This is a genomic window from Streptomyces sp. NPDC031210, assembly GCF_055570395.1.
The window spans coordinates 147,458-172,470 of sequence record NZ_JBVIHH010000002.1; the positions used below are offsets into that span (position 1 = coordinate 147,458).

The window sequence follows — 25,013 nt, forward strand, 5'->3', positions numbered from 1 at the left end:
AGCCCACCATGGCCCAGCGCACCCGCCGCACCCGCCGCCGTCCCGCCACCGCCGCACTCGCCGCGCTGGCCGCCACCGCGCTCGCGATACCGCTCCTGTCCTCCTGCGGAGCGGTCCAGAGGGCCATGGACTGCGCCAAGACCGCCACCGCCGTCGCCAACGGCGTCGACAAACTCCAGCAATCGGCCGGCAACGCGGTCGACAACCCCCAGGACGCCCAGAAGGCCCTGGACGACATCGACCAAAGCCTCTCCAAGGTCGGCGAAACCGCCTCCGACCCCGAGCTGGCCAAAGCCGTCGACAAGATGAACACCGGCATCAAGGACGCCCGCAAAGCCCTCGACGACGCCAAGGCCCCCGACCTCGACCCCCTCGTCGACACGGCCGGTGACATGACCAAGATCTGCACCCCGGGATAATCACCGGCATGCAGCCTCACACTGGCGGGCGACCCGCACACCCCCGACGCCTCATCCTCGCCACCCGCAACGCCGGCAAGGTCACCGAACTCCGCGCCATCCTCGACGCCGCCGACCTCGACGTCGAACTCGTCGGCGCCGACGCCTACCCCGACATCCCCGACGTCAAGGAAACCGGCGTCACCTTCGCCGAGAACGCCCTCCTCAAAGCGCACGCCCTCGCCAAGGCCACCGGACACCCCGCCGTCGCCGACGACTCCGGCCTCTGTGTCGACGTCCTCGGCGGCGCCCCCGGCATCTTCTCCGCCCGCTGGGCCGGCAGGCACGGCGACGACCGCGCCAACCTCGAACTGCTCCTCGCCCAACTCGCCGACATCGCCGACGAACACCGCGCCGCCCACTTCGCCTGCGCCGCGGCCCTCGCCCTCCCCGACGGCACCCAACGCGTCGTGGAAGGCACCCTCGAAGGCACCCTCCGCCACACCCCCACCGGCACCGGCGGCTTCGGTTACGACCCCATCCTCCAGCCCCTCGGCGACACCCGCACCTGCGCCGAACTCACCGCCGCCGAGAAGAACGCCATCAGCCACCGCGGCCAGGCGTTCCGCGCGCTGGCACCGGTGCTGAAGGAGTTGCTGGGCTGAGCGACGTCCCCGCCCACGAAAAACGGCCCGCGAATCGAAAGCTTCGATTCGCGGGCCGTTTGTCTTTGTGCGGCGGAAGGGATTCGAACCCTCAAACCCTTAACGGGTCACTGGACCTAAACCAGCTGCGTCGCCACTGCGCCACCGCCGCTAGCCGTCAGTCATGGTATCGGGCCGGAGGTGGGGATGGGAGTCGGGTGGCGATGGCCTGTCTTCCGGGTCCGATGCCCGCGGCGGCACCACGTGGCGGTAAGGGCGTGGCAATTCGGGCAGAGGTAGCGCAGATTCTCCGCGCGATTGTCGAGCCAATCGCCGTTGATGTGGTCGATCTGCAGCGTGAGGGGTTGGCCGCGCCATACGCCGGGGTTGCCGCAGAAGGCACAGGCGCAGGCGACGCCGACCTCGCCGAGGGCACGATGCAGGCGATCCCGATTGACGCGAGGCGACCCCTCGGGGCGTAGGCACAGCACCTGCTCGGCGACGGGCTTGAGGCGGGCGGGCTGGACGACGCGTCGCGACTTCCGCGTGAAGTGGGACACGTCCAGACGAAGTTGGGCGGCCTTGCGCTGGACTCGACGGTGGTTCGCGTCATTCACGGGCAGGCCGAGCGCCCGCATCACATCGGCGTAGCTGGTGGCCTCGGCTGTCGCCGCGCGCAGCCGGTCCTCGGGCAGCGGCGCTCGGGAGTGGGTGAAGTGGCTTACCTCCACTCCGAGCTCGGTCAGTACACGCCGCAGTGCGGCGCGCGTGCGGCCGTCGTCGGAAACGCCGAGGGCGCGCGCCAACGCGCGGACGCTGGTGACCGACGCGGCGGCCGATCGCAGCTCCTGCGGCGTGCACGAGAACTCCGGTCCGGAGCGTGTCAGCCCCGGGAAGTGACCGGTGTCGACGCCGGCGGCGGTGATGCGGCGGCGCAGGTGGGAGAGCGTTCCCGGCGCGGGCGTGGCGCCCAGCTTCTCGGCGACTTCGCGCAGCGTGGTGGACGTCGCCACCGCCCGCGCTATCGCCTCGTCGGAGTACCTGCGCCAGGGGTTCCGCGGTGTGAAGTGCCCGACGTCGATGCCGAAGTCGGCGACCGCCGCCTGGAGGGCCCGGCGCCTCCCGCCGCTCGCCCGGACGCCGAGCCCGCGCATCAGATCGGCCCAGCTCGATGCCTCGGCGACCGCCGTGGTCAAGCGCTCACGGGTGAGGTCACCGGGCAACTGACACCACCTCCCGTTCCCGTTCCGCGCACCGGGCCCGCCCCGGGCGCTCGCTCCTTCTCGAACTGGAGAACGAGCGAGGGCGGGGGCGGTTACGCGCGGTCGGAGGGGTCAGAAGCGTGGTTCCGGGGATTGGGCGGTGACCATTTCGATGGCTTCTTCCTTGGTGGCCACCGAGGGTGGGGAGCCGTCCAGGGGCTGTTGGGCGGTTTCCTTCATGCAGGCGACCGCGATGACGCCGACGAGGGCGGCGGCCATGGTGTAGAAGGCGGGGACCATGACGTTCTTGTCGAAGGCGTCCGTCAGGGCGGTGATGATCAGCGGGGTGGTGCCGCCGAAGAGGGAGACCGCCACGTTGTAGCCGATGGAGAGCGAGCCGTAGCGGACGTGGGTGGGGAAGAGGGCCGGGAGGGCGGCGGACATGGTGCCCAGGAGGCAGACGAGGGAGAGGCCGAGCATCAGCATGCCGCCGATGACCGCCGGCAGGCTGCCCTGGTTGACCAGGAGGAAGGCGGGGACGGCCAGCAGGAAGAAGCCCAGCATGCCGCCCATCAGCAGGGGCTTGCGGCCGTAGCGGTCGTTCAGTTTGCCGACGGAGCTGATGACGCACATGAGGGCGACCATGGTGCCCAGCAGGATCAGCAGGCCGTGGGTCTCGTCGTAGTCGAGGGAGTCCGTGAGGTAGGTCGGCATGTAGGACAGCAGCATGTAGTGGCACATGTTGTACGCGCCGACCAGGCCGACGCACAGGATCAGGGTCGGCCACTGCTGGGAGAAGATCTCGCCGAGCTTCTTCTTGGGGGCGTTCTCGGAGAGGTGGGAGAACTCCGCTTCGGTCTCCGGCGTCACGGTCTCGACGGTGCCGTGCGTCTGGGACGCCTCCAGCTTCTGGAAGGCGGGGGTCTCGTCCAGCTTGACCCGCAGGTAGAGGCCGACGAGGCCGAGCGGCCCGGCGACGAGGAAGGGGATGCGCCAGCCCCAGTCGAGCATGGCGGCGTCGCCGAGCGCGGTGTCGAGGACGAGCACGATGCCGGCGGCGCCGGTGTAGCCGATCAGGGTGCCCATTTCCAGGAAGCTGCCGAAGAAGCCGCGCCGCTTGTCGGGGGCGTATTCGGCGATGAAGGTGGAGGCGCCGCCGTATTCGCCGCCGGTGGAGAAGCCCTGGACGAGGCGGAAGAGGATCAGCAGGACGGGCGCCCAGAAGCCGATGGCGGCGTAGGAGGGGATGAGGCCGATGCAGAGGGTGCCCAGCGCCATCATGATCATGGTGAGGGCGAGGACCTTCTTGCGGCCGACGCGGTCGCCGAGGGGCCCGAAGTAGACGCCGCCGAGGGGGCGTACGAGGAAGGCGACGGCGAAGGTGGCGAAGGAGGACAGCAGGCTGGCGGTGTCGCTGCCGCCGGGGAAGAAGACCTTGCCGATGGTGACGGCGAGGTAGCTGTAGATGCCGAAGTCGAACCATTCCATGGCGTTGCCGAGTGCGGCGGCCTTGACGGCGCGCTTGACGATCTTCTCGTCGGTGATGGTGATGTCGGTACGCCGCAGTTTGGGGTTCCTGCGCCGGGCGACGGCACGGAAGAGTACCCGGTGGCGCTTGAGTGCTTCCGGGTCGTGTTCGGAAGCGGGGTCGGCTTCGGTGCTGCCGGTCGGCACGAGGCGGTCCTCTCGGTCGGTCAGCGCGTGGTGCGCGGTGGGGGGTACGACAGGTGCGCCTGCGCCGTGGCGCGCGGATCAAACCACTTTGGCCGGATCTCGCGATGAACGTCACGCGTGGCGGGGCCGTACGGAGCAGGAGACGGAGCGCGAAACGGCGGCCGCCGCCAGGGTGGTGACGGGGCTTGTTACAGGACTGGTACACAGCCGAGCGGTCACCGCAGTGTCCGGGCAACGCGCCTGTGTGACGGGGAAGGGAGAGTGGCGGTCGAAACCGCTGTTTTCCGTCGAAGCCTGTCCGGTCGCCGGACCCCTTTTCCGGTGGGGTGGCGGCGTTCGTGTGTGGTGGGGTTTCAGGGGCGCGGGTGCGCGGCCCCGGAAGGAGAACGTGATGACCGACCGTGCGGGGTTTCGCCGGTTGCGGGGGCGGGCCGCTTTGGTGGTCTTCGCCGTGGTGACGGTGCTGGCGGCGGGCGGGGTGTGGCTGGGCCAGGCGTCGCACCGGGCGTCGGCGGTGGACGCGGCGCCGAAGACGTCGGCCGTGCGCGAGGTGAAGTCGGCCGGTAAGCCCTCGGGGGGGCTGCCGGGTGTGCGGGACTGCGGGATCGGCGAGCCGGAGGTCAAGCCGCGGGTGATCACGCTGACGTGCGCGGACTCGGGGATGGTGGCGACGGCGATCACCTGGGAGCGGTACGGCTCGCGGGAGGCGGAGGGCAGGGGCGTGGTGCAGGTCGAGAAGGCCACCGCGGGGGTGGGTTCGGACGCGGGTTTCGCGGCGACGTTCCGGCTCTACGGTCCGGAGACGGTCGAGGGCGGGCGGGCTTTCACGGGGCTCGAGGTGACGTACGAGGGTTCGACGCCGCTGGGTGACACGAGGGAGCTGTACAACCTCGCGTGATGGGCATTCGAGGCCGGATCGCCCTGGCCATTTCGTGTATGACGGCGCTGGCGGTGGTGGTGCTCGGCTTCGCCGTGCATCACATAGCGGACGTCGAGCGGGAGCGGGCGGCGCGGGCGTATCAGGACGACCGGCTGAGTTCGGCGCTGCAGATCTACGAGCGGGACGCGAAGCTGGCGCTGGGGGCGCAGTTGGATGACGCGACGTTGCCGGCGCCGTTGCGGGCGGCGGTGTTCCGGGGCAGGTCGGGGACGTACATCAGCGGGGGCGGGGATCCGCGGGTGTGGGCGGCGACGGGGGTCGGCGGGGGGTCGGCGGATGATCCGGAGCGGTCGTTGTCGGTGTCGGCGCCGTTTCCCGAGGACGATCCGGCGCGGCTGGCGCTGGACCGGACGCTGTTGGTCGCGGGGTGCGGCACGGTCGTGCTGATGGCGGGGGTGTCGTGGTTCGTGGCGCAGCGGTTGTCGCGGCGGCTGCGGCTCAGCGCGGCGGCGGCGCGGCGGATCGCGGCGGGTGCGGCGCCGGACGCGGACGCGCTGGCCAGTCAGGGCCGGGACGAGGTGGCCGAGTTGGGGCGCAGTGTGCATCACATGGCGATGTCGCTGGCGGCGCAGGCGCAGGCGGAGCGGGAGTTCACCGCGGATGTGGCGCATGAGCTGCGGACGCCGGTGGCGGGGCTGGTGGCGGCGGCGGAGTTGTTGCCGCAGCCGCGTGCGGTGGAGATGGTGCGGGACCGGGCGCAGGCGATGCGGCACCTGGTGGAGGATCTGCTGGAGGTGTCGCGGCTGGACGCGGGGGTGGAGCGGGCGGATCTGGATGCCTGTGAGCTGCCGTCGCTGGTGCGCGGGATCGTGACGCGGGCGGCTCGTCAGCGGGGGGTGGCCGGGGTGTCGGTGGCGGTGGAGGGGGAGCCGTGGATCGTGGAGACGGACCGGCGGCGGGTGGAGCGGGTGCTGGTGAATCTGCTGGCGAACGCGGCGAAGCACGGCGAGCCGCCGATCGAGGTGGTGGTGCGGGGTGCGCGGATCGTGGTGCGTGATCACGGGCCGGGGTATCCGCCGGAGTTGTGCGCGGAGGGGCCGCGGCGGTTTCGTACGGCGGCGCCGGAGCGGGGGACCGGGCACGGTCTGGGGCTGACGATCGCGGCGGGGCAGGCGGAGGTGCTGGGGGCGCGGCTGGACTTCGGCGCCGCCGCGGGGGGCGGCGCCGAGGCCGTGCTGGAGCTGCCGGACCGGTCGGCGGTGGTGGCCGGTGGGCCGGGTCCGGCGGAGGGGCTTTAGAGGCCCGGGTCCTTGGAGGCTCGAATCCTCAGAGGCCCGGGTCCTTGGAGGCCGAGACCCTTAGAGGCCCAGATCCTTGATGATCTTGGCGACGTGGCCGGTGGCCTTGACGTTGTAGAGGGCGCGCTCGACCTTGCCGTCCTCGTCGATGACGACGGTGGAGCGGATGACGCCGGTGACGGTCTTGCCGTAGAGCTTCTTCTCGCCGAACGCGCCGTACGCCTCAAGGATCTGCTTGTCGGGGTCGCCGAGCAGCGTGACGCCGAGGTTCTCCTTCTCGCGGAACTTCGCGAGCTTCTCCGGCTTGTCGGGGGAGATGCCGATGACGTCGTAGCCGTGGCCGGCGAGGAAGTCGAGGTTGTCGGTGAAGTCGCACGCCTGCTTGGTGCAGCCGGGGGTCAGGGCGGCGGGGTAGAAGTAGACGATGACCTTGCGGCCCTTGTGGTCGGCGAGCGAGACCTGCTTGCCGTCCGCGTCGGGAAGGGTGAAGGCGGGGGCGGTGTCGCCGGTTGCCAGTCGCTCGCTCATGGCTCTCCTCGTGGGGTGGGTGTGTATGTCCCGAGGTTACGCAGCCGGGCGGGGTGGCGGGCCTCGGGGCGGGGCGGCCGTTCCGAATCGGGGGTGCTGTGGGGCGCGGGCGGGTGGGAGCTGACAGACTGTCCATCACGAATCGGTACGCCAGGATGTGGCCGGTTCCGTGCGGGGCCTCGTGCGGGTTCCCGTACGCATCGGCCCGAGACGACGGAGGCAGCGCGGTGTCGGAAGCCAGGACCCCTGCGCAGATCGAGGCGGACATCGCCCGCAGGCGGCAGGATCTCGCCGTGACGCTCGATGAGATCGGTGTGCGCCTGCACCCCAAGACGATCATGGGTGACGCGAAGGCGAAGGCCGCGGCGGCGGTGGACCGCACGGCCGGGCGGGCGTACGTGGCCGCGCACCGGGCGATGTCGGACATGCGGGGCCAGTTCGTGGCGGAGGACGGGGCGCCGCGGCTGGAGCGGATCATTCCGGTCGCTCTGGTCGGTGTGGCCGTGGTGGGTCTGCTGGCGATGCGCTCCCAGCGCCGCCGCTAGAGGGTGTCGCCAGGTGTCGTGTCCGGCGGTTGACGGTGGGCCCCGTTCGCGGCCCGCGGTGCGTGCGGGGCGGCTCCGGCCAGGTACGGTCGTGCCGTGAGCCCGAATAACACCAAGGACACCCACGACAAGCTGCCGATCCGGATGCTGCACGACCGTGTGCTGGTCCGGACCGATATTCCCGAGGGCGAGCGCCGCTCGTCCGGCGGCATCGTCATTCCGGCGACCGCGGCGGTCGGCCGTCGCCTGGCCTGGGCCGAGGTGGTCGCGGTCGGGCAGAACGTGCGGACCGTCGAGGTGGGCGACCGGGTGCTGTACGACCCCGAGGACCGCGGCGAGGTCGAGGTGCGCGGGGTGGCGTACGTGCTGATGCGCGAGCGGGATCTGCACGCGGTGGCCGCGGAGCGGCTGGAGGGCGCGGAGGACGCGACGGGGCTGTACCTGTAGGCCCCGAACCTGTGGGCCCCGACGTCTCGACCCCGACTTCTTGATACGGCCTCTCGACCCTGGTGTGCGGCGGGCGGTGACCTCGGTCACCGCCCGTTTCGCTGCCCTTTGTTAGCCTCGGACGGAACCCGACGAGACGCGCCGTACCGGGTCACGACAAGACGACGCACCCCTGTTGAAGCACGTTCACGGAGGTGCCGTCATGGCCTGGGTCCTGCTTGTCGTCGCCGGTCTGCTGGAGATCGGCTGGTCGGTCGGGATGAAGTTCACCGAGGGCTTCACCCGCCTCTGGCCGAGTGTCTTCACCGGCGCGGGCATCGTCGCCAGCATGCTGCTGCTGTCGTACGCGGCCCGCACCCTGCCGATCGGGACCGCCTACGGCGTCTGGGTCGGCATCGGGGCCGCCGGAGCGGCGGTGGTGGGGATGCTGGTGCTCGGCGAGCCGGCGACCGCCGCCCGGATCTTCTTCATCTGCCTGCTGCTGGTCGCGGTGGTCGGCCTCAAGGCGACGTCCGGCCACTGACCGGGCGGCCGGACGGGCCTCATTTTCCCGGTCCGCCTCATCCCTCCCATCCGGCCCGGCGTCCCCAGCCGCCCTCCTCCGGTCCGACGGTCGGGAAGTCCTCCGTCGGCTCGCCGGTCGGCTCCTCCGTCGGGAAGGTCGGGGTGGGCGGTTCGACGGTCGGCGGGGTGGGGAAGTCGGTCGGCGGCGCCACGGTGGGGCTGGGCGGCTCGGTGGTCGGCGAGGTGGTCTCGGTGGGCGGCGCCGGGGCGCTGGTGGTCGGCGCGGGCGTGGGTGATTCGGCGCCCTCCTCCAGTTCCAGGTCGAAGTCGCGGACCGGCCGGCCCTCCAGGGCGGCGGCGGTGTACTCGGCCCAGATCTCGGCGGGGAAGCCGCCGCCGTTGATGCGGGGCAGGCCCGCCGCGCCGTACAGCGGCTCCTGCGCGGCGGTTTCGGGGTGCTGGCCCAGGACGGCGACGACGGTGGCGAGTTCGGGGGTGTAGCCCGCGAACCAGGCCGCCTTGTCCTTCTCCGCGGTGCCGGTCTTGCCGGCCGCGGGCCGCCCGGCCTCCTGGGCGGCGGTGCCGGTGCCGCCCTCGACGACGCTGCGCAGGACCGAGGTGGTGGTGTCGGCGGCCTCCCGGCTGAGGGCGGTGCCCTCGTCCCGCTCGGGCAGCCGGAGGTCCTCGCCGCTCCTGGAGACCTTGTCGACCAGGGTGTAGTCCCGCTGCCGGCCGTGGCGGGCGAAGGTCGCGTAGACCTGTGTCATGTCCAGGACGCTGGGGGTGGCGGTGCCGAGCGAGATGGCGCCCTGGGAGGAGGCCAGGCTGGGAGTGTCGGCGGGGATGCCCAGGTCGATGGCGGTCTTCTTGACCGTTTCGGGGCCGACGTCGATTCCCATCTGGGCGTAGACGGCGTTCACGGATTTGTCGGTGGCCTCGGTGACGGTGATCGGGCCGTAGGAGCGGTCGTCCTCGTTGGCCGGGGCGAAGCCGGTGGGGGAGCCGTGGCTGACGGTCATCCGCTTGTTGGTGCCGTCGTACACCGTGTAGGGGGTGATGCGGGCGCCGTCCTGGGTGGTGGAGGCGTTCTGCACGGCGGCGGCGAACACGAGGGGCTTGAAGGTGGAGCCGACCTGGTACTCGCGGCGGGTGGCGCCGTTGACGTACTGCTTGGCGTAGTCGATGCCGCCGTACATGGCGACGACGCGGCCGGTCGCGGGGTCGATGGAGGCGCCGCCGGCCCGGACGTAGGAGTCGACCTTCCGGGAGTCGCTGAGCTTGTCCATCAGCCGATTGTCGACCGCCTTGACGAAGGCGTTCTGGCGCTTCCTGCTGAGGGTGGTGGTGATGCGGTAGCCGCCGGCGCGCAGCGTGTCCTCGTCGAGGATGTCGTGGGAGGTGAGGTAGTCCTTGACGGCTTCGACGAGGTAGCCGCGCTGGCCGGAGAGTCCCGCGGACGGCTTGGCGCGTCCGGGCGTCGGGAACTTCATCGCCGACCGCTCGGCGCGGGTGAGCCACTTCTTCTTCACCATGCCGTCCAGGACGTAGTCCCAGCGCGCCAGGGCCCGCGGCTTGTTCTCGGGGTGGGCGGCGATGTCGTAGGCGCTGGGGGCGTTGAGGAGGGTGGCGAGGTAGGCGCCCTGGGCGGTGGTCAGCTTCTCGGAGTTCTTGCCGTAGTACGCCTGGGCGGCGGCCTGGATGCCGTAGGCGTTGCGGCCGTAGTAGCTGGTGTTGAGGTAGCCCTCCAGGATGTCGTCCTTGCTCACCTCGCGGTCCAGCTTGATGGCGATGAAGAACTCCTTCGCCTTGCGGGTGAGGGTCTGTTCCTGGGCGAGGTAGTAGTTCTTGACGTACTGCTGGGTGATGGTCGAGCCGGACTGCTTGCCCTTGCCGGTGAGGGTGTTCCAGCCCGCGCGGACCATCGCGGCCGGGTCGACGGCGGACTCGGAGTAGAAGTCGCGGTCCTCGGCGGCCAGTACGGCCTGCTGGACGGATTTGGGGATCTGGCTGAGCGTGACGTTCTCGCGGTTCACCTCGCCGTCGCGGGCCAGCTCGGAGCCGTCGGAGTAGAGATAGACGTTGCTCTGCGCCTTGGCGGCCTTGTTGGCGGGCGGGATGTCGACGAGGAGGTAGCCGGCGATCATTCCGCCGGTGATCACCAGGAGGATCAGCAGCACGGTGCCGAGGACCACGCGCCAGGTGGGGATGACGCGGCGCCAGCCGGTGCGCCGGGGGCGGGACTCGGCGCCCCCGGCCGTCTCCGCGCCGGCCGTCTCCGCGCCGGTGTCGTCCGGCCGGGCGTCCTCCCCGCCGGCGTCCTCGGCTCCGGCGTCGTCCGCTCCGGCGTCGTCCGCCCGGGCGTCGTCCGCGCCGGTGTCGTCCGCCGGGGCGTCCTCCGCGCCGGTGCCCTCCCCGCTGTCGGCGTTCTCGCCGGCGGTGTCCCCGCCACCGGCCTTCCCGCGCTCGGCGTCCGGGCCGTCGGCGTGGTGGCCGTCGTCCCCGCCCTCGGCGTTCTTGCCGTCGTTCTGCGGATCGTCGCTCATGTCTGTATGGACTCCTCGGCCGCCGCCGATGGTTGTGCCGCGGCGGAGCGGTGTGGTGCGCGGGGGGTGCGGGGCCCGACGCCGGAAAGGGAACTGCCGCCCGAGAACAAACTCTCGCATCCCGCGTGTCGCTCCACGGAGGGGGCGCGCACCCGTGACCCCGTCGTGACCGGCCGGATGGAGCCGGGGACTCACCCGAAGCGGTGAAAACCGATAGTGCGGAGCGAGGTCGCGCCACTAGGCTCCGGTGCTTCGCCGTCCGGCGGCAGCGAGGCGGGGAGGACGCGGACGTGTGGTACGCGGCAGTGGCGTCCGGCAGCTTCCGGCGGTACGCCACCTACCGGACCGCCACCGTGGCGGGCGTCTTCACCAACACCGTCTTCGGATTCATCATGGCCTACGCCTATCTCGCCCTGTGGCACGAGCGGCCGCGGCTGGGCGGCTACGACCAGGCCCAGGCGCTGACGTTCGTGTGGGTCGGCCAGGCGCTGCTGGCGGCCGTGTCGCTGCTGGCCGGCGGCGGCCTGGACGAGCTCTCCGAACGCATCCGCACCGGCGACATCGCGGTGGACCTCTACCGGCCCGCCGACCTCCAGACGTGGTGGCTGGCCGCGGACCTGGGGCGGGCGGCGTTCTCGCTGATCGGCCGCGGGGTGGTGCCGATGGCGGTGGGCGCCGCCTGCTTCGAACTGGCCCTGCCCCACGACGCGTTGACGTGGGGCTGCTTCCTGCTCTCGGTGACCCTCGCGGTGGTGGTCAGCTTCGCGCTGCGCTATCTCGTGGCGCTGGCGTCCTTCTGGCTGCTCGACGGATCGGGACTCTCCATGATCAGCGGGCTGGCGTGCATGTTCTTCTCCGGCATGGTGCTGCCCCTGCGGGTCTTCCCCGACGGCTTCGCCGAGGCCGCCCAACTGCTGCCCTGGGCGGCGATGCTCCAGGTACCGGCCGATGTGCTGCTCGGCGCCCGCAGCGGCGGCGCGGTGTGGGGCGGGCTGGCCTTCCAGGCGGCGTGGGGCGCGGCGCTGCTCGCGCTGGGCCGGGCCGTCCAGGCCGCCGCCACCCGCAAGGTGGTGGTGCACGGTGGCTGACAGCCTTCGGGGCGGCCGGGGCGGGGGGTTACGCGGCCGGGCGGGCACGGTGGCGCACGGCGTGTGCGCCTACGGGCTGATCGCGGGGATGTGGGTGCGCTCCACCCTCGCCTACCGCGCCTCCTTCCTGATGATGGCGTTCGGCAGCTTCGCGGCCAACGGCCTCGACTTCGTCGCGATCATGCTGATGTTCTCGCGGGTGGACGCCCTCGGCGGGTTCTCGCTCCCCGAAGTCGCCTTCCTCTACGGCACCTCCGGCCTCTCCCTGGGCCTGGCCGACCTGCTGCTGGGCAACATGGACCGGCTCGGCCGGCGGATCCGCGACGGCACCCTCGACACGCTGCTGCTGCGGCCGGTGCCGGTCTTCGCGCAGTTGGCCGCGGACCGTTTCGCCCTGCGCCGGCTGGGCCGGATCACGCAGGCGCTGCTGGTCCTGGGCTGGTCGCTGGGCCAACTGGAGGTCGACTGGACGCCGGGCCGGGTGCTGCTGGTGCCGCTGATGGCGGTGTGCGGCGCGGTCATCTTCGGCGCCGTGTTCACCGCCGGTGCCGCGTTCCAGTTCTGGGCCCAGGACGCGGCCGAGGTGCAGAACTCCTTCACCTACGGCGGCAACGCCCTGTTGCAGTATCCGCCGACGGTCTTCGCCAAGGACCTGGTGCGCGGGGTCACCTTCGTCGTGCCGCTGGCGTTCGTGAACTGGCTGCCGGCGCTGCGGCTGCTGGGCCGCCCCGATCCGCTGGGCCTGCCGGGCTGGGTGGATCTCCTGGGGCCGGCGGTGGCGGCCGTGATGTGGGCGGGGGCCGGGCTGGCCTGGCGGGCCGGGCTGCGCGCGTACCGCGGTACGGGGAGTTGAGTGCGGGTGAGGGGAGGGGCCGGGAGCGGCCGGGTCCAGGGGGCGGACTCGGGACAGCGGCGGGTGCCGGAGGCATGGGTGACGGGTGGGGAGGCGTGTGGTGAGCGGTGTAGCGAGGGATGAGCTGATCGTGGTGGACGGCGTCGAGAAGGTCTTCGACGTGCGGCGCAGGGTGGGCCGGTGGCGGAGGGTCAGGAAGCGGGTGCGGGCCGTGGACGGCATCAGCTTCGGCGTGCCGCGCGGCGAGATGGTCGGCTACATCGGGCCGAACGGCGCGGGCAAGTCCACCACCATCAAGATGCTGACCGGCATCCTGGTGCCCAGCGGCGGCCGGGTGCGGGTGGCGGGCATCGATCCGGCGCGGGAGCGGACCCGGCTCGCGCGCCGGATCGGGGTGGTCTTCGGACAGCGCACCACGCTGTGGTGGGACCTGCCGCTGAAGGACTCCTACGCGCTGGTGCGGCGGCTGTACCGGATCCCGGAGGCCACCTACCGCGCCAACCTCGCCCGCTGCGTCGAGCTGCTGGACCTCGCGCCGCTGCTGGAGGTGCCCGTACGGCAGTTGTCGCTGGGCCAGCGGATGCGCGGCGACCTGGCGGCGGCGCTGCTGCCGGACCCCGAGGTGCTCTACCTTGACGAGCCGACCATCGGCCTGGACATGATCAGCAAGGCGAAGGTGCGCGCGTTCCTGCGTGAGGTGAACGCCGAGCGGGGCACCACGGTCCTGCTGACCACCCACGACCTGACCGACATCGAGCAACTGTGCCGGCGGGTGATGGTCATCGACCACGGCCGTCTGGTCTACGACGGCGGACTCGACGGGCTGCGGGCCGCCGGGGACGGCGAGCGGACGCTGGTGGTCGACCTGGAACGGGAACTGCCGCCGATCGAGGGCGTGGCGGGCGCCCGCACGGTGAAGGTGGAGGGGCCCCGGCAGTGGCTGGCCTTCCCGGCGGCACACAGCGCGGCGCCCCTGGTGGCGGCCGTCGCCGCGCGCTACCCGCTGGTGGACCTGTCGGTGCGCGAGCCGGACATCGAGGAGGTCATCGCGCGGCTGTACGCCCGGGGCGGCCCGCCGCCGGCCCCCGCCGGCCCGGACGCGCCGAGCGGTGCGCGGGGCGCGGCCGAAGACCGCCCGCCGGTGCCCGGCACGCCCTAATCTGTTCGTATGACCGACGAACTCCCCCAGTTGCGGGCCTCCGACACCGACCGCGAGCGGGTCGCCGAGATCCTGCGCGACGCCCTCGCCGAGGGGCGGCTGGTGATGGAGGAGTTCGAGGAGCGGCTCGAAGCGGCGTACAAGGCCCGCACCTACGGGGAGTTGGCGCCCCTGACCGCCGACCTGCCGGCGGCCGGCGCGTCGCCGGCCCCGCTGTCGCTGCGCAAGGACCACGGCGAGGTGACGGCCTGGTCCGGGCGGATCGTCACCGGCGCGGACGGCTCCTCCGCGGGCGTCGGCATCATGGGCGGCTTCCAGCGCAAGGGGCGGTGGACGATCGCGCGCCGTTTCACGGCCGTGTGCTGCATGGGCGGCGGCGAGATCGACCTGCGGGAGGCGGACTTCGCCGGCCCGGAGATCGTCATCACCTGCTACGCGCTCATGGGCGGGGTGAACATCGTGGTGCCGCCGGGCGTCGAGGTCGACGTGCGGGGGCTGGGCATCATGGGCGGCTTCGACTCGGGGGAGGAGGGGGTGCCGGGCGAGCCCGGCGCGCCCCGCGTCATCGTCCGGGGCGTGGCGCTGATGGGCGGCGTCGGCGTCGAGCGCAAGCGGCGCAAGTCCGACAAGCGCGGCCCCGGCCCGGAGCGGGACCGGCGCGGGGAGCTGGACTGAGCGGTCGCGCCGGGGGCGGTCAGAGGGAGGCCGGTGCCGCCCGCTTGAGGTGGTGCAGGTTCACCGCGCCGGCCATCGCCCGGTAGCCCGCGTCGCTGGGGTGGAGGTGGTCGCCCGAGTCGTAGACGGGGCGCAGCCGCACCGGCGCGGACGGGTCGCGCAGCACCTTGTCGAAGTCGACGACCTCGTCGTAGACGGTGCCCGAACGGATGATGCGGTTGACCCGTTCGCGGACGGAGTTGAGCACGGCGGAGTAGCCGCGGTGGCCGCCGAACGGGGTGAGGGTGGAGCCGGTGACGCGCAGGCCGCGGGCGTGCGCCTCCCGCACGATCTGCCGCATCCCCTCGACGATCTTCTGCGGGTCGAGCTGGCGCGGCGACTTGAACAGGTCGTTGAGGCCGATCTCGACGATCACCGCCTTCACGCCGGTGCGGGCCAGCGCGTCGCGCTCCAGGCGGGACAGCACGCTGGGGCCGTTGTTGGGCGAGAAGCGGCTGCCGTTGACCAGCAGCCGGTTGCCGCTGATGCCCTGGTTGAGGACGCCGTAGCGCGGCGCTCCCGGCTCGGTGCGCAACCGGGCGGCGAGGAAGTCCGTCCAGCGGTGGTTGGCGCCGGCGGTGGAGGTGATGCCGTCGGTGATCGAGTCGCCGATGGCGACGACCGTGCCGCGCGCCTGGGTGCTCCACACGTCCACGCCGGTCAGGTAGCGCCAGTAGGGGCTCTGCTCGGTGTAGGCGGCGCCGGTGGCGTCCTCGGCCCGGTCACCGCGCGCCAGATAGGACGTCTGGCGGGCATAGGGGTGGTAGGTGGCGGGGCCGGAGGGCGACGGGGTGTAGGTGGTGACCAGGAGGTCGGCGTCGTGCGGCACGTTGAGCCGGACGGGGTCGCTGGTGACGGCGCCGCCCGCCGGGATGGTGACGGCGGGCCGGCCGCCGAAGGACAGCATGCGCATGGTGCCGGCCGCCGCGGTGGGGTTGCTGGGGGCGGCGGCGAGGGCCAGCGAGGCATGGCTGACGGGCAGCGGGCGGGTGCCGTAGAGGTTGGAGAGCTGGATACGGGCGCTGGTGCCGCCGACGCTGGTGTGGACGACGTTGCGTATCGACATGCCCGCGTAGCCGTCCAGGGTGCCCGGCTCCGCGGCCGCGGCCGCCGCCGACCAGGTGCCGACCCAGTGCCCCGCGACGGCCGGGTCGGCCGGGTCGCGGGGCTTGCGCGGGGAGCTGCCCGGGCCGCCGTTATCGCCGCCGAAGCCGACGAATATCGCGGTCGAGATCAGTACGACCACTGCCGCCAGGCCGGCGAGCAGGGCGCAACCCACACTTTTGTTCATGGCCGGAGGGGTCTCCTGGGGCAAGCGGAGCCTGACGCTCCGGGCGGACAAGGGCAGCGGATGATCAGCGGCACCGTCGCGGTCCGATCGGTCCTCCATGATCCCACGGACCTCTGTACGACCGCCCGGCGCCCTGGGCTCCGCGCTCCGGATGGGACGCGGGGAACTCGTGGCGGGTTCCGGGAGTAGGTCACAGTGGGACATACGGCGGGAGAGGTGACCCGGACGGGTGGCCGGGCGGCGCGTCCCGCCCGCCGCAGCGTGGCGCGGGGTACGGCCGTACGGATGGCGGGCACGGTGGGAGCGGTGGAGCGGATGGAACGGACGGATGCGGAGATGGCGGCCCGGGCCCCGAGGGGCCGGGCCGCGCCGGCGGGTGGTTTCGGCGACACCGCGGCCGACGAGGAGCGGCGGCGCGGCGTACGGCGGATGAAGGCGTTCGCCACCGGGCTGCTGCTGGCCGTGGCGCTGGTCTACGTACTGGCGAAATGGGGGCAATCCTCCGGGGCGGGCGGCTGGACGGGCTTCGTTGCGGCGGCCGCGGAGGCCGGCATGGTCGGTGCGCTGGCCGACTGGTTCGCGGTCACCGCCCTGTTCAAGCGGCCCATGGGACTGCCGATCCCGCACACCGCCATCATTCCTACCAAAAAGGATCAACTAGGTCAGAGTCTGGGCGACTTCGTCGGGGAGAATTTTCTCTCCGGTGACGTCGTCCGCCGCCGGCTGCGCTCGGTCGGCATCGGCGGCCGGCTCGGCGCCTGGCTCGCCGAGCCGCAGAACGCCGACCGGGTCACCGCCGAGCTGTCCACCGCGCTGCGCGGCGCCCTGACCGTGCTGCGCGACGCCGACGTGCAGGCGGTCGTCGGGGAAGCCATCACCCGGCGCGCGGACGCCCAGGAGATCGCGCCCGGCCTCGGCGCGATGCTGGAGAAGATCGTCTCGGAGGGCGGCCACAAACGGGTGGTGGACCTGGTGTGCGGACGCGCCCACGACTGGCTGGTCCTGCACGGCGACTCCGTCATGGCGGCGGTCTCCGGCGGCGCGCCGGGCTGGACGCCGCGGTTCGTCGACCGCAAAGTGGGCGACCGGGTCTACAAGGAGCTGCTGCGGTTCGTCACGGAGATGCGCGACATGCCCGAGCACCCCGCGCGCGGCGCGGTGGACCGCTTCCTGAAGGACTTCGCGGGCGACCTGCGGTCCGACCCGGACACCCGGGCCAAGGTGGAGCGGCTGAAGTCCGATGTGCTCGGGCGCGCCGAGGTCCAGGACCTGATCGCGTCGGCGTGGGGCTCGGTGCGGGCCATGATCGTGGCCGCCGCCGAGGACGAGCGCAGCGAACTGCGGCTGCGGGTCCGGGCGTCGCTGCTGTCCCTGGGCCGGCGGATGGCCGTCGACGCCCGACTCCAGGGCAAGGTCGACGGCTGGCTGGAGGGCGCGGCGGTCTATGTGGTGACGACCTACCAGCGGGAGATCACGTCGCTGATCACCGACACCGTCGCCGGCTGGGACGCCGAGCACACCTCGAAGAAGATCGAGGCGCACATCGGCCGGGACCTCCAGTTCATCCGGATCAACGGCACGGTCGTCGGCGCGCTGGCCGGCCTGTGCATCTACGCCCTCTCGCGCGCCCTCGGCGGATGACCGCCCCCGACCGGGCCGCGCTCCCGGGGCCGGCCGGTCCGCCATGCCTCTGGTGACCCGCGCCCCGAGGGCTTACGGTGCCCGCGTGCGGGAGCGGATACCGGTAGTGGTGCGGGGGCGGCCCAGGCGCCGCCGGCCTGTGGCGCGGGCACTGTGGACCGGCGCCGAACTGGCCGTCACCCTCGGCGTCGTCCTGCTGCTGCTCGTCGCCCATCAGGTGTGGTGGACCAACCGTCAGGCGCGTGGCGAGGCGCGTGAGGGCGTCGCCCGGCTGGAGCGGCAGTGGCAGGCGCGGCCGCCGGGCGCGGACCCGGCACCCGGCGGCGCGGACGACGGCCACCACGGCGGCGCGGACCACGGCGACGACGGCACCGCCGGGCCGCGCGGCGGCGCGAGCACCCCGCCCGGGCCCGGTCGCGGCCCCGCCCGGCCGCCGGCCGACCTGGCCTACGCGGTCCTGCGCATCCCGCGGATCGGCCTGACCGCGCCGATCGCCCAGGGCGTCGCCAAGTCCGCGGTCCTCAACCGGGGCTACGTCGGGCACTACCGGCACACCGCGCAGCCGGGCCGGGCCGGCAACGTCGGGCTGGCGGGCCACCGCGACACCCACGGCGAGCCGTTCCGCGACCTCGACCGGCTGCGGCCCGGCGACACCGTCCGCATCGACACCGCGGCCGCCCGCTACACGTACGTCATCGCGCGGATCCTGCCGAGGACGACGCCCGGCGACGGCACGGTCCTGGCGCCGGTCCCCCGCAGCGGCGTGCATCCCGCCCAAGGGTTCACCCGGCCGGGCGCGTATCTGACGCTGACGACCTGTACGCCGCGGTTCAGCTCGGCCTACCGGCTGGTGGTGTGGGGCGTGCTGCGGTCGGCACGGCCGCGATGAAAAGGCGAAGAAGACGAAGAAGGGGGCGGCGGGCCGTCCCCTGACGGGGGGTTCGCGGTCACCCCGTAGGCTTTCGCCACGTGCGAGACGATACGTCCGGCGGACGATCCCCGGCCTCCCGAAAGCGCCCCGCGCTGCTGTGGCTGCTGCTGCCCTATGTGCTGTTCCTGGGGGTGCTGCCGCTGGTGAACCGGGTGACGCCCACCGTGCTCGGGGTGCCGCTGCTGTTCTTCTGGATGCTGGTGGCGACCGTGCTGACGCCGGTGTCGGTGTGGCTGGCGCGCCGCGCGGAGCTCAGGCGGGGCCGCGCGTGAACGCCGCCGTCGCGACCTCCGTCTTCGGCGCGTTCATGGTGCTGACCGTCGTGCTGGGCCTGCTCGCGGTGCGCGGGCGCGGGTCCGGCGGGGGCCTGAGCGAGTGGTCGCTGGGCGGCCGGAGCCTGGGCACCGCCTTCATCTGGGTGCTGATGGCCGGCGAGAGCTATACGAGCTTCAGCTACCTCGGGGCCGCCGGCTGGGGCTACAAGTCCGGTGCCCCGGTGCTCTATGTGCTGGCCTACATGTCGTGCGGCTACGCGCTCGGCTACGTCGTCGGCCCGATGCTGTGGGCCTACGCACGCCGGCACGGCCTGGTCGGCATCTCCGACATCGTCGCGCACCGCTACGGCCGGCCGTGGCTGGGCGCCGTCGTCACCCTGCTCGCCACCGTCTGCCTGCTGCCGTACATCCAGCTCCAGATCACCGGCATGGGCGTGGTCGTCACGACCATTTCCTACGGGGCGATCGGCATCGAGTGGGCCTACTTCCTGGGCTTCGCCGTCACCACCGGCTTCGTGGTGGTCAGCGGGCTGCGCGGCAGCGCGTGGGTGTCGGTGCTCAAGGACGTCCTCGTCATCGCCACCCTCGCCTTCCTCGCGCTGTATGTGCCGCTGCACTACTTCGGCGGCTACGGGCCCCTCCTGGACCGGATCGTCGCCGAGAAGCCGCGGTGGCTGACCTTCCCCGGACACGCCTCGGGCGGTCTGGGCCAGAGCTGGTTCGTGACCACGACCCTCGTCAACTCGCTGACCGTGGTGATCTTCCCGACCACGGTGGCGGGCTATCTCGGTGCCCGCGACGCCGACGCGCTGCGCCGCAACGCGGTGTTCCTGCCGCTCTACAACGTGCTGCTGTTCGTGCCGGTGCTGCTGGGGATGGCGGCCCTGTTCGTGGTGCCCGGGCTGGTCGGCGCCGAATCCGATCTGGCGCTGTTCAAGCTGGTGGTGGACTCCCTTCCGGCGTGGGCGGTGGGGCTGATCGGGGTGGCCGCCGCGCTCTCCTCCATCGTGCCGATGGCCGTGTTCATGCTGGTCATCGGCACGATGTGGGGGAGGAGCGTGCTGGGGGCCGTGCCGCGGCTGGCCGGCCGCCAAAAGCTCTGGTCGCAACTGGTGGTGGTGGCCGCCGGTTCGCTGGCGCTGCTGCTGACCTACACCGTCCCCGACACCCTCGTACGCCTGTCGTTGATTTCGTACGAGGGCATGGCGCAGCTCGTGCCGATGCTGCTGCTGGGGTTGGTGTGGCGGCGGCTGACGTGGCAGGCCGCGGTGAGCGGGCTGGTGGCGGGCCTGGCGCTGGTGTGCGCGCTGGTGTTCGGGGGCCGCGACCCGGTGTGGGGGATCAACGCCGGGCTCGTCGGGCTCGCGGTGAACACGGTGGTGGCCCTCGCGGTCACCTGGCTGGGACCGCGGCCCGCGGACGACCGTCCGGACGCCGAGGTGCTGGCGCTGGACGACGCCTTTCCCGAGGACGGGGAGCGGGCGCCACAGCCGGCGGTGGCCGGTGTCAGCCGGCCGGCTCGTCCGTGATCTTCTTGCCGTCCTTGGAGACGGCGAACCACAGGCCCATCTTGCCCTGTCCGTTGATGTCACCGGGCTGCTTGTCGCCGGTGAACCAGTAGACCGGCCAGCAGTCGACGGCCAACTGCCGTACGCCGTCGGGGCGGGTGACGGTGCTGATCAGCTTCTCGGGGATGCCGTTCAGTTGCGAACGGTCGGCGGGCTTGGCGGGCTTCCAGGTGTCCAGGCACGCGTCGTTGCAGGCGAACTTCATCGGCCAGGCGCTGTCCTTGTTGAAGCGGTAGAGCGTGCGGCCCTTGCCGTCGACGAGCATCTCCCCGAGCTCGGGGTGGGGGAACACCGAGACGTCGCCCGGCTTTTGGGCGCCGGCCTTCTTGCCGTCGGCGGCCAGCGCGTTCCAGGTGCCGCCGACGCCGTGGCCCTTGGTGTCGCCGGCCTTGGTGTCCTTGCTGTAGCGGTAGGCGGGCCAGCCGCCGATGGTGAGCTGCTTGGTGCCGTCGGCGCGGGTGACCGAGCCGAGCGCGCTCTTGGCGATGCCGGCGGGGGCGCTGGAGCCGGTGGCCGGTACCGGCGGCCAGGTGGTCGCGCAGGCGCCGGAGCAGTTGGACTCGGGCGGTTTCGCGGTGTCGTTGTCGAAGCGGTAGAGCGTCATGCCCTTGGCGTCGGTGACGACCGGGCCCAACTCGGGCGCCTGGCGCAGGCCGAGCTTCCCGGCCGAGGGTCCGGCCTGCGCGGCCTTGCCGTCGTCGCCGCCCGCCTGCCCTCCGTACGAGCCGTCGCCGCCGGAGGTGCCGTAGTCGCTGGTGCCCTGGCCGGCGGGCTGCACGGTGTCGGTGGTGGGGGTGCCCGCGCTCTGGTCGCCGCTGCTGCCGCAGGCGGCGGTCAGTGCCAGTGTGGCGACGGCCGCGGCCGCGAGTCCCGCACGACGTCGAGTGATCATGGTTTCTCCTTGGTGGGTTGCCTGTCCGGTGGTCTGGAAGGTGCCGTTGCCGGGGCGCCGTCGGTGGGGGATACGCGGGGCGGGGTGCCCCGCGTTCACCCCGGCCGCGAATTTTCCGCACCGGGCGGAAAACCGGCCCCGCGCGCCTAGTTGGCGCCCTGGATGCGCAGCGCCAGCGCCGGGCAGCGGCGTACCGCCAGTTGCGCGCGGCGCCGCATCCGGGCCGGCATCGGCATGCTGGCCTCCTGCGGATAGCCGTCCGGGCCGAGCCGCACCATGCCGGGCACGACGTCCGCGCACAGCCCGTGGCCCCGGCACAGCGTCCAGTCGACCAGCAGCCGTTCCTGGGGCGGTGGGGGAGGGGCGGCCGGTGGTGGCGGCAGATGCCCGGTGACCGGCAGGGCTCCGGTCACCGGGCGGCCGCACCCGAACCCGCGCGCGTGGCGTTCGAACTCCTCGGGGAAGGCGGCGAGGGCCGAGGCCACGAAACGCGCGGTGCCGTCCGGGTGGCTGCAGGCGCCGCGCCCGCGCACCGCCCGCATCCGGGCGCGGACCGCCTCCAGGGCGGTGTCACCGCCGCCCCGTACGGCGAGTGCGAGGGCGTCGGCGAGGGCCGGCAGGCCCAGTACGCAGGGGCCGCACTGGCCCGCCGACTCGCCGGCCATCCACTGCGCGACGCGTACCGTCTCGCCCGCCGGGCACGTCTCGGGCGGCAGCGGGAGGACCGCGCCGGCGCCGAGCACCGCCCCGTGGTCGGCCAGCTCCTGGCGGGAGAGCAGCGCGGTGGCGGCGGTCTCCGGGGACAGCCAGGTGCCGTGGTAGCCGCCGAGCAGCACGCCCTGGCCCGGCCCGCTGCCGCACAGGGCGAGGACGCGGGCCAGCGGGATGCCGTAGGGGACTTCGACGACGCGGTTGCCGGCGACGGTCAGCAGCAGGGTGCCGGGCTCGGCGGGCAGGCCCGTGGTGCGGTAGCCCAGCGCGCCCAGCCGTGCGGCGACGGCGAGCTGGGCGTAGGTCTCGGTGTTCGACAGCAGCGTCGGCACACCGTTCAGCCCGCGTTCGCTGGAGCGGACCTTGCGCCCGGAGGGGAGGCCGGGGCCGCCGCCCAGGCCGTTGGTGAGCGCGGTGCCCTCGCCGGTGACGAACCGTTCGGTCAGCAGCGTGACGCGTAAGGCCGGGCGGACCGGGCCGCGTTCGGCGATGGCGCGGCGCACCGAGTCCGCCACGTCCTTGCGGGTCACGCCGATCGCGACCTCCTGGGCGCCCAGCGCCTCGGCGGCCAGCAGCGCGCCGTCCAGCACCAGGTGCGGGACGTGCAGCAGCAGCGCGGTGTCCTTCAGGCAACTGGGCTCGCCCTCGCTGCCGTTGACGACCACCGCCGCCTTGCCGTCCGCGCGCCGCATACCGTCCAGCACGGCGGTCAGCTTGCGGGCGAAGGGGAAGCCCGCACCGCCGCGGCCGCGCAGATCGGTGTCCTCGGCGAGCGCCACCAGCTCCGGTGCGGTCATCCTGGGCGGTGTGCCGTGCCGGGCCAGGTGCGCCACCCGGTCCAGGCGCGGCATCTCCTCAAGGCCCGCCAGCAGCCGCGGCGGACCCAGCGACGCCAGCGTCGGGACGGGCTCGGGGCCGGTGACGGCGGGCAGCGGGCGGGTGGGGGCGGGTGCGGTCACGGTCGTCCTCCGCGGGTCGTGCCCGGGCCGCCGCGCAGCCGCAGCGCGAGCCGGACGGCCACCGCCACCAGGCAGATGCCGTATCCGGCCGTCGCCCAACCGGCCGCCTCACGGCCCGATTTCAGTCCGTGGACGAGCGCCAGCGCCCAGGCGGCGTAGGCGCTGGTGTGCAGCGCCCGCCACCAGCGGGACGCGGCGATGCCGGTGAACGCGCCGCGCACCGCGCCGGTCACCGCGACGGCGATGAAGAGGTAGGCGGCGAGCGTGCCGAAGCCGATGAGGACCGGCCGGGTGGTGTCGGTGAACGGCACCGCGACGGACGCGGCGCCGGTGTGGTTCTGGGCGACCTTCACCCAGATGTGCAGGCCGAGGAAGCCCAGTCCGGCGACGCCGGTGCCGCGGTGCACGGCCTGCGCGAGCAGCCGGTGCCCGGAGTGCAGCACCATCCGGTCGGTGGCGGCAAGGCCCCACAGCACGGTGACGGACAGGGAGACCAGCGCCAGCACTCCGGCGCCGAAGTCCAGGAAACGCACGGTGGTGTTCATCGCGCCGGAGTGCAGGGTGACGGCGAGGAACAGCAGCAGGGCGGCCGGAAGCGCCGGGCGCAGCAGGGTGGTTGAGGCGACGCCGCCGGCCGGCCGGAGCGGCGGCGTGCCGGGTTCGTTCGGGGGGCGCCGGGGGCGGGGCGGGGGTGGCGAGGGCCGGGCGCGGTGTGCGTGGCGGCTCTGCAAACGGGGTGCGGGCATCGAACCTCCCGGTCATGGAGGGCGCGGGTGCGTGAACCGAATTTCTATGAAATCTCCCGGCGGCGGTATTTGTGCCGGGTCTTTTGTCGGGTGACCCCCGGTAACAGTAAACATTCTGTGACCGGCTGGATACACAGGGCCGTAATCCGGATGTGCAAAAGCATCACCGACCGACTTCCAGATTTCGTGATGTTTATCGTGCTGTGACAAATTCCTGCACCGGCGTCGCGGTCGCGCCGGGTGACTCCGGATGATGCCGACTCAGGCGCAAGGGCGGTGTCCCTGCCCTGTCCAGCCGCATCCCCGCCAGGATCGAGGTAGCGATGTGTGATCTCCTGAACCGCATCTGGTCGCGTCCCCGAGGCGAGTGGACCCGCGTTGTGAGAAAGGAACTCCCGGGCCTTGCAGAGAAGGTGGTCGCGGAGTTGCAACGCGGATTTCCCGCATTGTCCGCACGTCTCGGGGATACACCCGTGGAAGAGGCGCAATGGGCGCTCGAACAGGCCCTGCTGACATGTCTTGGGTACCAGAAAACATCGGAAAGTAAACGGCCGGCCGTATCGTCCGTCGTCACCCCGATGCCCGTCGCCAGGGCCCGCCAGGACCTGTTCGACGCGCTCGCCGGACAACGTGAGGTCCCCGAGGGCGAACTGGCCGAACTGGCCCGCGCGGCCGGCTGGCCGGTGCCCGACACCCTCCAGGCCGTCGTGCTCGCCACGCCGGCCGAGGCACCCCAACTGGCCGCGGCCCTCGGCCACGCCCTCATCGGCACCGTCGAGGGCGACACCTGCCTGCTCGTCCCCGACCCGGCCACCCAGACCAGGGCCCGGCTGGAGGCGGCACTCAAGGGACGGATGGCTTCGGTCGGACACGTCGTGGCCGCCAACGAGGCGCAGTCGTCGCTGCGTTGGGCCCGCTATCTGCTGTCGCTGGCCCCCAGCCGGGTCGGCCCCGAGGCGCGGCCCGCGTTCGTCGACGACCATCTCTCCGCCTTGCTGCTGCTCCAGGACGAGTCGCTGGCCGACGCGCTCACCTCCCGCTGGCTCGGCCCGCTGGAGGAGTTGACGCCCCGGCAGAGCGAACGCCTCGAAGTGACGCTGCTGGCCTGGTTGGAGGGCGGCGGCGCCCCCGAGGCGGCCAAGCTGCTGCATGTGCACCCGCAGACGGTGCGCTACCGCCTGCGCCAGATCGAAAAGCTCTTCGGCCCGGCGCTGCGCGATCCGCGTACCCGCTTCGAGCTGGAGATGGCCCTGCGCAGCCGCCGGCTCATGGCCCATGTGCGCAGCTACCGGGCGCGGGCCGGCCGTCGCGCGCGGGCCGGCACCGCCGCCATCCGCCCGCTGGGCGTGGCCAGGGAAGCGCGGGTGAACGGGCTGTGACACACCTGCGGATGAACGTTTCCCCACCATGGTTCGCCGCCCTGTTCTTATGACGGGCGCACGGCATGGAGCGGGGGGGGGGGGGGGGAGGCGGGGGGGGGGGGGGGGTGGGGTTGTTTGTCTTTCCCTGTTTTCCTCCTTCC

At 72.6% G+C, this 25,013-nt stretch carries 24 protein-coding genes, 1 tRNA gene and 1 riboswitch; of the genes, 16 read left to right on the top strand and 9 right to left on the bottom strand.

The window, feature by feature from the left end; translation table 11 throughout:
* Window positions 1–8 precede the first annotated feature (8 nt).
* Together ACZ45Z_RS04400 and rdgB are read left to right on the top strand one after the other, a co-directional pair.
* Window positions 9–419 carry a hypothetical protein gene (locus ACZ45Z_RS04400; RefSeq protein WP_468355911.1) on the top strand — a complete coding sequence of 137 codons (411 nt, stop codon included), beginning with the start codon at window positions 9–11 and terminating at the stop codon, window positions 417–419.
* Window positions 420–427: 8 nt separating this feature from the next.
* Window positions 428–1,063, top strand: a complete 636-nt coding sequence (gene rdgB / locus ACZ45Z_RS04405) for an RdgB/HAM1 family non-canonical purine NTP pyrophosphatase (RefSeq protein WP_468355914.1) — start codon at window positions 428–430, stop codon at window positions 1,061–1,063.
* Between the two features lie 68 nt (window positions 1,064–1,131).
* On the opposite strand, the gene ACZ45Z_RS04410 is transcribed toward rdgB, so the two are convergent.
* From ACZ45Z_RS04410 to proP, 3 genes are all read right to left on the bottom strand, one after another.
* Window positions 1,132–1,214, bottom strand: a tRNA-Leu gene (locus ACZ45Z_RS04410).
* A gap of 10 nt (window positions 1,215–1,224) precedes the next feature.
* Window positions 1,225–2,265 carry an HNH endonuclease signature motif containing protein gene (locus ACZ45Z_RS04415; RefSeq protein ID WP_468355917.1) on the bottom strand — a complete coding sequence of 347 codons (1,041 nt, stop codon included), beginning with the start codon at window positions 2,263–2,265 and terminating at the stop codon, window positions 1,225–1,227.
* A gap of 111 nt (window positions 2,266–2,376) precedes the next feature.
* Window positions 2,377–3,918, bottom strand: coding sequence for a glycine betaine/L-proline transporter ProP (proP, locus tag ACZ45Z_RS04420; protein WP_468355920.1), 1,542 nt, complete (start codon window positions 3,916–3,918; stop codon window positions 2,377–2,379).
* A 391-nt stretch (window positions 3,919–4,309) separates the two neighbouring features.
* On the opposite strand from proP, the gene ACZ45Z_RS04425 reads away from it, so the two are divergent.
* Complete coding sequence (locus ACZ45Z_RS04425) at window positions 4,310–4,816, top strand: hypothetical protein (protein WP_468355923.1); 507 nt, start codon at window positions 4,310–4,312, stop codon at window positions 4,814–4,816.
* Window positions 4,816–6,096 (top strand): sensor histidine kinase, encoded by a 1,281-nt coding sequence (locus tag ACZ45Z_RS04430; RefSeq protein WP_468355926.1) that lies wholly within the window; start codon window positions 4,816–4,818, stop codon window positions 6,094–6,096. Before ACZ45Z_RS04425 ends, ACZ45Z_RS04430 begins: the two co-directional genes overlap by 1 nt.
* A 60-nt stretch (window positions 6,097–6,156) precedes the next feature.
* Here the strand turns inward: ACZ45Z_RS04430 and bcp are convergent, their stop codons facing one another.
* Window positions 6,157–6,624 (bottom strand): thioredoxin-dependent thiol peroxidase, encoded by a 468-nt coding sequence (bcp, locus tag ACZ45Z_RS04435; RefSeq protein WP_468355929.1) that lies wholly within the window; start codon window positions 6,622–6,624, stop codon window positions 6,157–6,159.
* A gap of 227 nt (window positions 6,625–6,851) precedes the next feature.
* Here bcp and ACZ45Z_RS04440 point away from each other — a divergent pair, with 227 nt between their 5' ends.
* From ACZ45Z_RS04440 to ACZ45Z_RS04450, 3 genes are all read left to right on the top strand, one after another.
* Entirely contained in the window at window positions 6,852–7,169 is a 318-nt protein-coding gene (locus ACZ45Z_RS04440; RefSeq protein ID WP_468355932.1) for a DUF3618 domain-containing protein, read from the top strand.
* A gap of 144 nt (window positions 7,170–7,313) precedes the next feature.
* Complete coding sequence (locus ACZ45Z_RS04445) at window positions 7,314–7,616, top strand: GroES family chaperonin (protein WP_468357318.1); 303 nt, start codon at window positions 7,314–7,316, stop codon at window positions 7,614–7,616.
* Between the two features lie 105 nt (window positions 7,617–7,721).
* Window positions 7,722–7,787, top strand: a riboswitch (guanidine-III (ykkC-III) riboswitch).
* A gap of 31 nt (window positions 7,788–7,818) precedes the next feature.
* A complete protein-coding gene (locus ACZ45Z_RS04450; protein WP_468355935.1) occupies window positions 7,819–8,139 on the top strand; it encodes a DMT family transporter in 321 nt (106 codons plus the stop codon).
* A gap of 37 nt (window positions 8,140–8,176) precedes the next feature.
* On the opposite strand, the gene ACZ45Z_RS04455 is transcribed toward ACZ45Z_RS04450, so the two are convergent.
* A complete protein-coding gene (locus ACZ45Z_RS04455; RefSeq protein ID WP_468355938.1) occupies window positions 8,177–10,663 on the bottom strand; it encodes a transglycosylase domain-containing protein in 2,487 nt (828 codons plus the stop codon).
* Window positions 10,664–10,953: 290 nt separating this feature from the next.
* On the opposite strand from ACZ45Z_RS04455, the gene ACZ45Z_RS04460 reads away from it, so the two are divergent.
* The 4 genes from ACZ45Z_RS04460 to ACZ45Z_RS04475 all read left to right on the top strand — a co-directional run bounded on the left by ACZ45Z_RS04460 (window position 10,954) and on the right by ACZ45Z_RS04475 (window position 14,438).
* Window positions 10,954–11,751 (top strand): ABC transporter permease, encoded by a 798-nt coding sequence (locus tag ACZ45Z_RS04460; RefSeq protein ID WP_468355941.1) that lies wholly within the window; start codon window positions 10,954–10,956, stop codon window positions 11,749–11,751.
* 88 nt (window positions 11,752–11,839) lie between these two features.
* Window positions 11,840–12,604, top strand: coding sequence for an ABC transporter permease (locus ACZ45Z_RS04465; RefSeq protein ID WP_468357321.1), 765 nt, complete (start codon window positions 11,840–11,842; stop codon window positions 12,602–12,604).
* A 100-nt stretch (window positions 12,605–12,704) separates the two neighbouring features.
* Window positions 12,705–13,763, top strand: coding sequence for an ABC transporter ATP-binding protein (locus ACZ45Z_RS04470; RefSeq protein ID WP_468355944.1), 1,059 nt, complete (start codon window positions 12,705–12,707; stop codon window positions 13,761–13,763).
* 9 nt (window positions 13,764–13,772) lie between these two features.
* Entirely contained in the window at window positions 13,773–14,438 is a 666-nt protein-coding gene (locus ACZ45Z_RS04475) for a DUF1707 SHOCT-like domain-containing protein (RefSeq protein WP_468355947.1), read from the top strand.
* Window positions 14,439–14,457: 19 nt separating this feature from the next.
* On the opposite strand, the gene ACZ45Z_RS04480 is transcribed toward ACZ45Z_RS04475, so the two are convergent.
* A complete protein-coding gene (locus ACZ45Z_RS04480) occupies window positions 14,458–15,768 on the bottom strand; it encodes an SGNH/GDSL hydrolase family protein (RefSeq protein WP_468355950.1) in 1,311 nt (436 codons plus the stop codon).
* A 315-nt stretch (window positions 15,769–16,083) separates the two neighbouring features.
* Between ACZ45Z_RS04480 and ACZ45Z_RS04485 the strand changes: the two genes are divergently transcribed.
* The 4 genes from ACZ45Z_RS04485 to ACZ45Z_RS04500 all read left to right on the top strand — a co-directional run bounded on the left by ACZ45Z_RS04485 (window position 16,084) and on the right by ACZ45Z_RS04500 (window position 20,144).
* Window positions 16,084–17,409: a DUF445 domain-containing protein gene (locus tag ACZ45Z_RS04485; protein ID WP_468357324.1), complete on the top strand. Its 1,326-nt coding sequence runs from the start codon at window positions 16,084–16,086 to the stop codon at window positions 17,407–17,409.
* A 139-nt stretch (window positions 17,410–17,548) separates the two neighbouring features.
* Window positions 17,549–18,298, top strand: coding sequence for a class E sortase (locus tag ACZ45Z_RS04490; RefSeq protein ID WP_468355953.1), 750 nt, complete (start codon window positions 17,549–17,551; stop codon window positions 18,296–18,298).
* A gap of 80 nt (window positions 18,299–18,378) precedes the next feature.
* Window positions 18,379–18,612: a DUF3311 domain-containing protein gene (locus tag ACZ45Z_RS04495; RefSeq protein ID WP_468355956.1), complete on the top strand. Its 234-nt coding sequence runs from the start codon at window positions 18,379–18,381 to the stop codon at window positions 18,610–18,612.
* Window positions 18,609–20,144, top strand: coding sequence for a sodium:solute symporter family protein (locus tag ACZ45Z_RS04500; RefSeq protein WP_468355959.1), 1,536 nt, complete (start codon window positions 18,609–18,611; stop codon window positions 20,142–20,144). The genes ACZ45Z_RS04495 and ACZ45Z_RS04500 overlap by 4 nt, the downstream gene beginning before the upstream one ends.
* Here the strand turns inward: ACZ45Z_RS04500 and ACZ45Z_RS04505 are convergent.
* From ACZ45Z_RS04505 to ACZ45Z_RS04515, 3 genes are all read right to left on the bottom strand, one after another.
* Window positions 20,122–21,075 carry an SCO0930 family lipoprotein gene (locus ACZ45Z_RS04505; protein ID WP_468355962.1) on the bottom strand — a complete coding sequence of 318 codons (954 nt, stop codon included), beginning with the start codon at window positions 21,073–21,075 and terminating at the stop codon, window positions 20,122–20,124. The two genes, ACZ45Z_RS04500 and ACZ45Z_RS04505, sit on opposite strands and share 23 nt — an antisense overlap.
* A 146-nt stretch (window positions 21,076–21,221) precedes the next feature.
* Entirely contained in the window at window positions 21,222–22,745 is a 1,524-nt protein-coding gene (locus ACZ45Z_RS04510) for an NADH-ubiquinone oxidoreductase-F iron-sulfur binding region domain-containing protein (RefSeq protein WP_468355965.1), read from the bottom strand.
* Window positions 22,742–23,491 carry a hypothetical protein gene (locus ACZ45Z_RS04515; protein ID WP_468355968.1) on the bottom strand — a complete coding sequence of 250 codons (750 nt, stop codon included), beginning with the start codon at window positions 23,489–23,491 and terminating at the stop codon, window positions 22,742–22,744. The genes ACZ45Z_RS04510 and ACZ45Z_RS04515 overlap by 4 nt, the downstream gene beginning before the upstream one ends.
* Window positions 23,492–24,069: 578 nt before the next feature.
* Between ACZ45Z_RS04515 and ACZ45Z_RS04520 the strand changes: the two genes are divergently transcribed.
* On the top strand, window positions 24,070–24,870 hold the full coding sequence (locus ACZ45Z_RS04520; protein ID WP_468355971.1) for a PucR family transcriptional regulator: 801 nt from the start codon (window positions 24,070–24,072) through the stop codon (window positions 24,868–24,870).
* Window positions 24,871–25,013: the final 143 nt, after the last annotated feature.

Bases quoted from the DNA above. Each gene is read 5' to 3' on its own strand.
- ACZ45Z_RS04455 (WP_468355938.1), bottom strand. From the start codon at position 10,663: ATGAGCGACGATCCGCAGAACGACGGCAAGAACGCCGAGGGCGGGGAC.
- bcp (WP_468355929.1), bottom strand. From the start codon at position 6,624: ATGAGCGAGCGACTGGCAACCGGCGACACCGCCCCCGCCTTCACCCTT.
- rdgB (WP_468355914.1), top strand. From the start codon at position 428: ATGCAGCCTCACACTGGCGGGCGACCCGCACACCCCCGACGCCTCATC.
- ACZ45Z_RS04430 (WP_468355926.1), top strand. From the start codon at position 4,816: ATGGGCATTCGAGGCCGGATCGCCCTGGCCATTTCGTGTATGACGGCG.
- ACZ45Z_RS04400 (WP_468355911.1), top strand. From the start codon at position 9: ATGGCCCAGCGCACCCGCCGCACCCGCCGCCGTCCCGCCACCGCCGCA.
- ACZ45Z_RS04515 (WP_468355968.1), bottom strand. From the start codon at position 23,491: ATGCCCGCACCCCGTTTGCAGAGCCGCCACGCACACCGCGCCCGGCCC.
- ACZ45Z_RS04445 (WP_468357318.1), top strand. From the start codon at position 7,314: ATGCTGCACGACCGTGTGCTGGTCCGGACCGATATTCCCGAGGGCGAG.
- ACZ45Z_RS04520 (WP_468355971.1), top strand. From the start codon at position 24,070: ATGCCCGTCGCCAGGGCCCGCCAGGACCTGTTCGACGCGCTCGCCGGA.
- ACZ45Z_RS04485 (WP_468357324.1), top strand. From the start codon at position 16,084: ATGGAACGGACGGATGCGGAGATGGCGGCCCGGGCCCCGAGGGGCCGG.
- ACZ45Z_RS04450 (WP_468355935.1), top strand. From the start codon at position 7,819: ATGGCCTGGGTCCTGCTTGTCGTCGCCGGTCTGCTGGAGATCGGCTGG.
- ACZ45Z_RS04480 (WP_468355950.1), bottom strand. From the start codon at position 15,768: ATGAACAAAAGTGTGGGTTGCGCCCTGCTCGCCGGCCTGGCGGCAGTG.
- ACZ45Z_RS04425 (WP_468355923.1), top strand. From the start codon at position 4,310: ATGACCGACCGTGCGGGGTTTCGCCGGTTGCGGGGGCGGGCCGCTTTG.
- ACZ45Z_RS04465 (WP_468357321.1), top strand. From the start codon at position 11,840: ATGTGGGTGCGCTCCACCCTCGCCTACCGCGCCTCCTTCCTGATGATG.
- ACZ45Z_RS04475 (WP_468355947.1), top strand. From the start codon at position 13,773: ATGACCGACGAACTCCCCCAGTTGCGGGCCTCCGACACCGACCGCGAG.
- ACZ45Z_RS04505 (WP_468355962.1), bottom strand. From the start codon at position 21,075: ATGATCACTCGACGTCGTGCGGGACTCGCGGCCGCGGCCGTCGCCACA.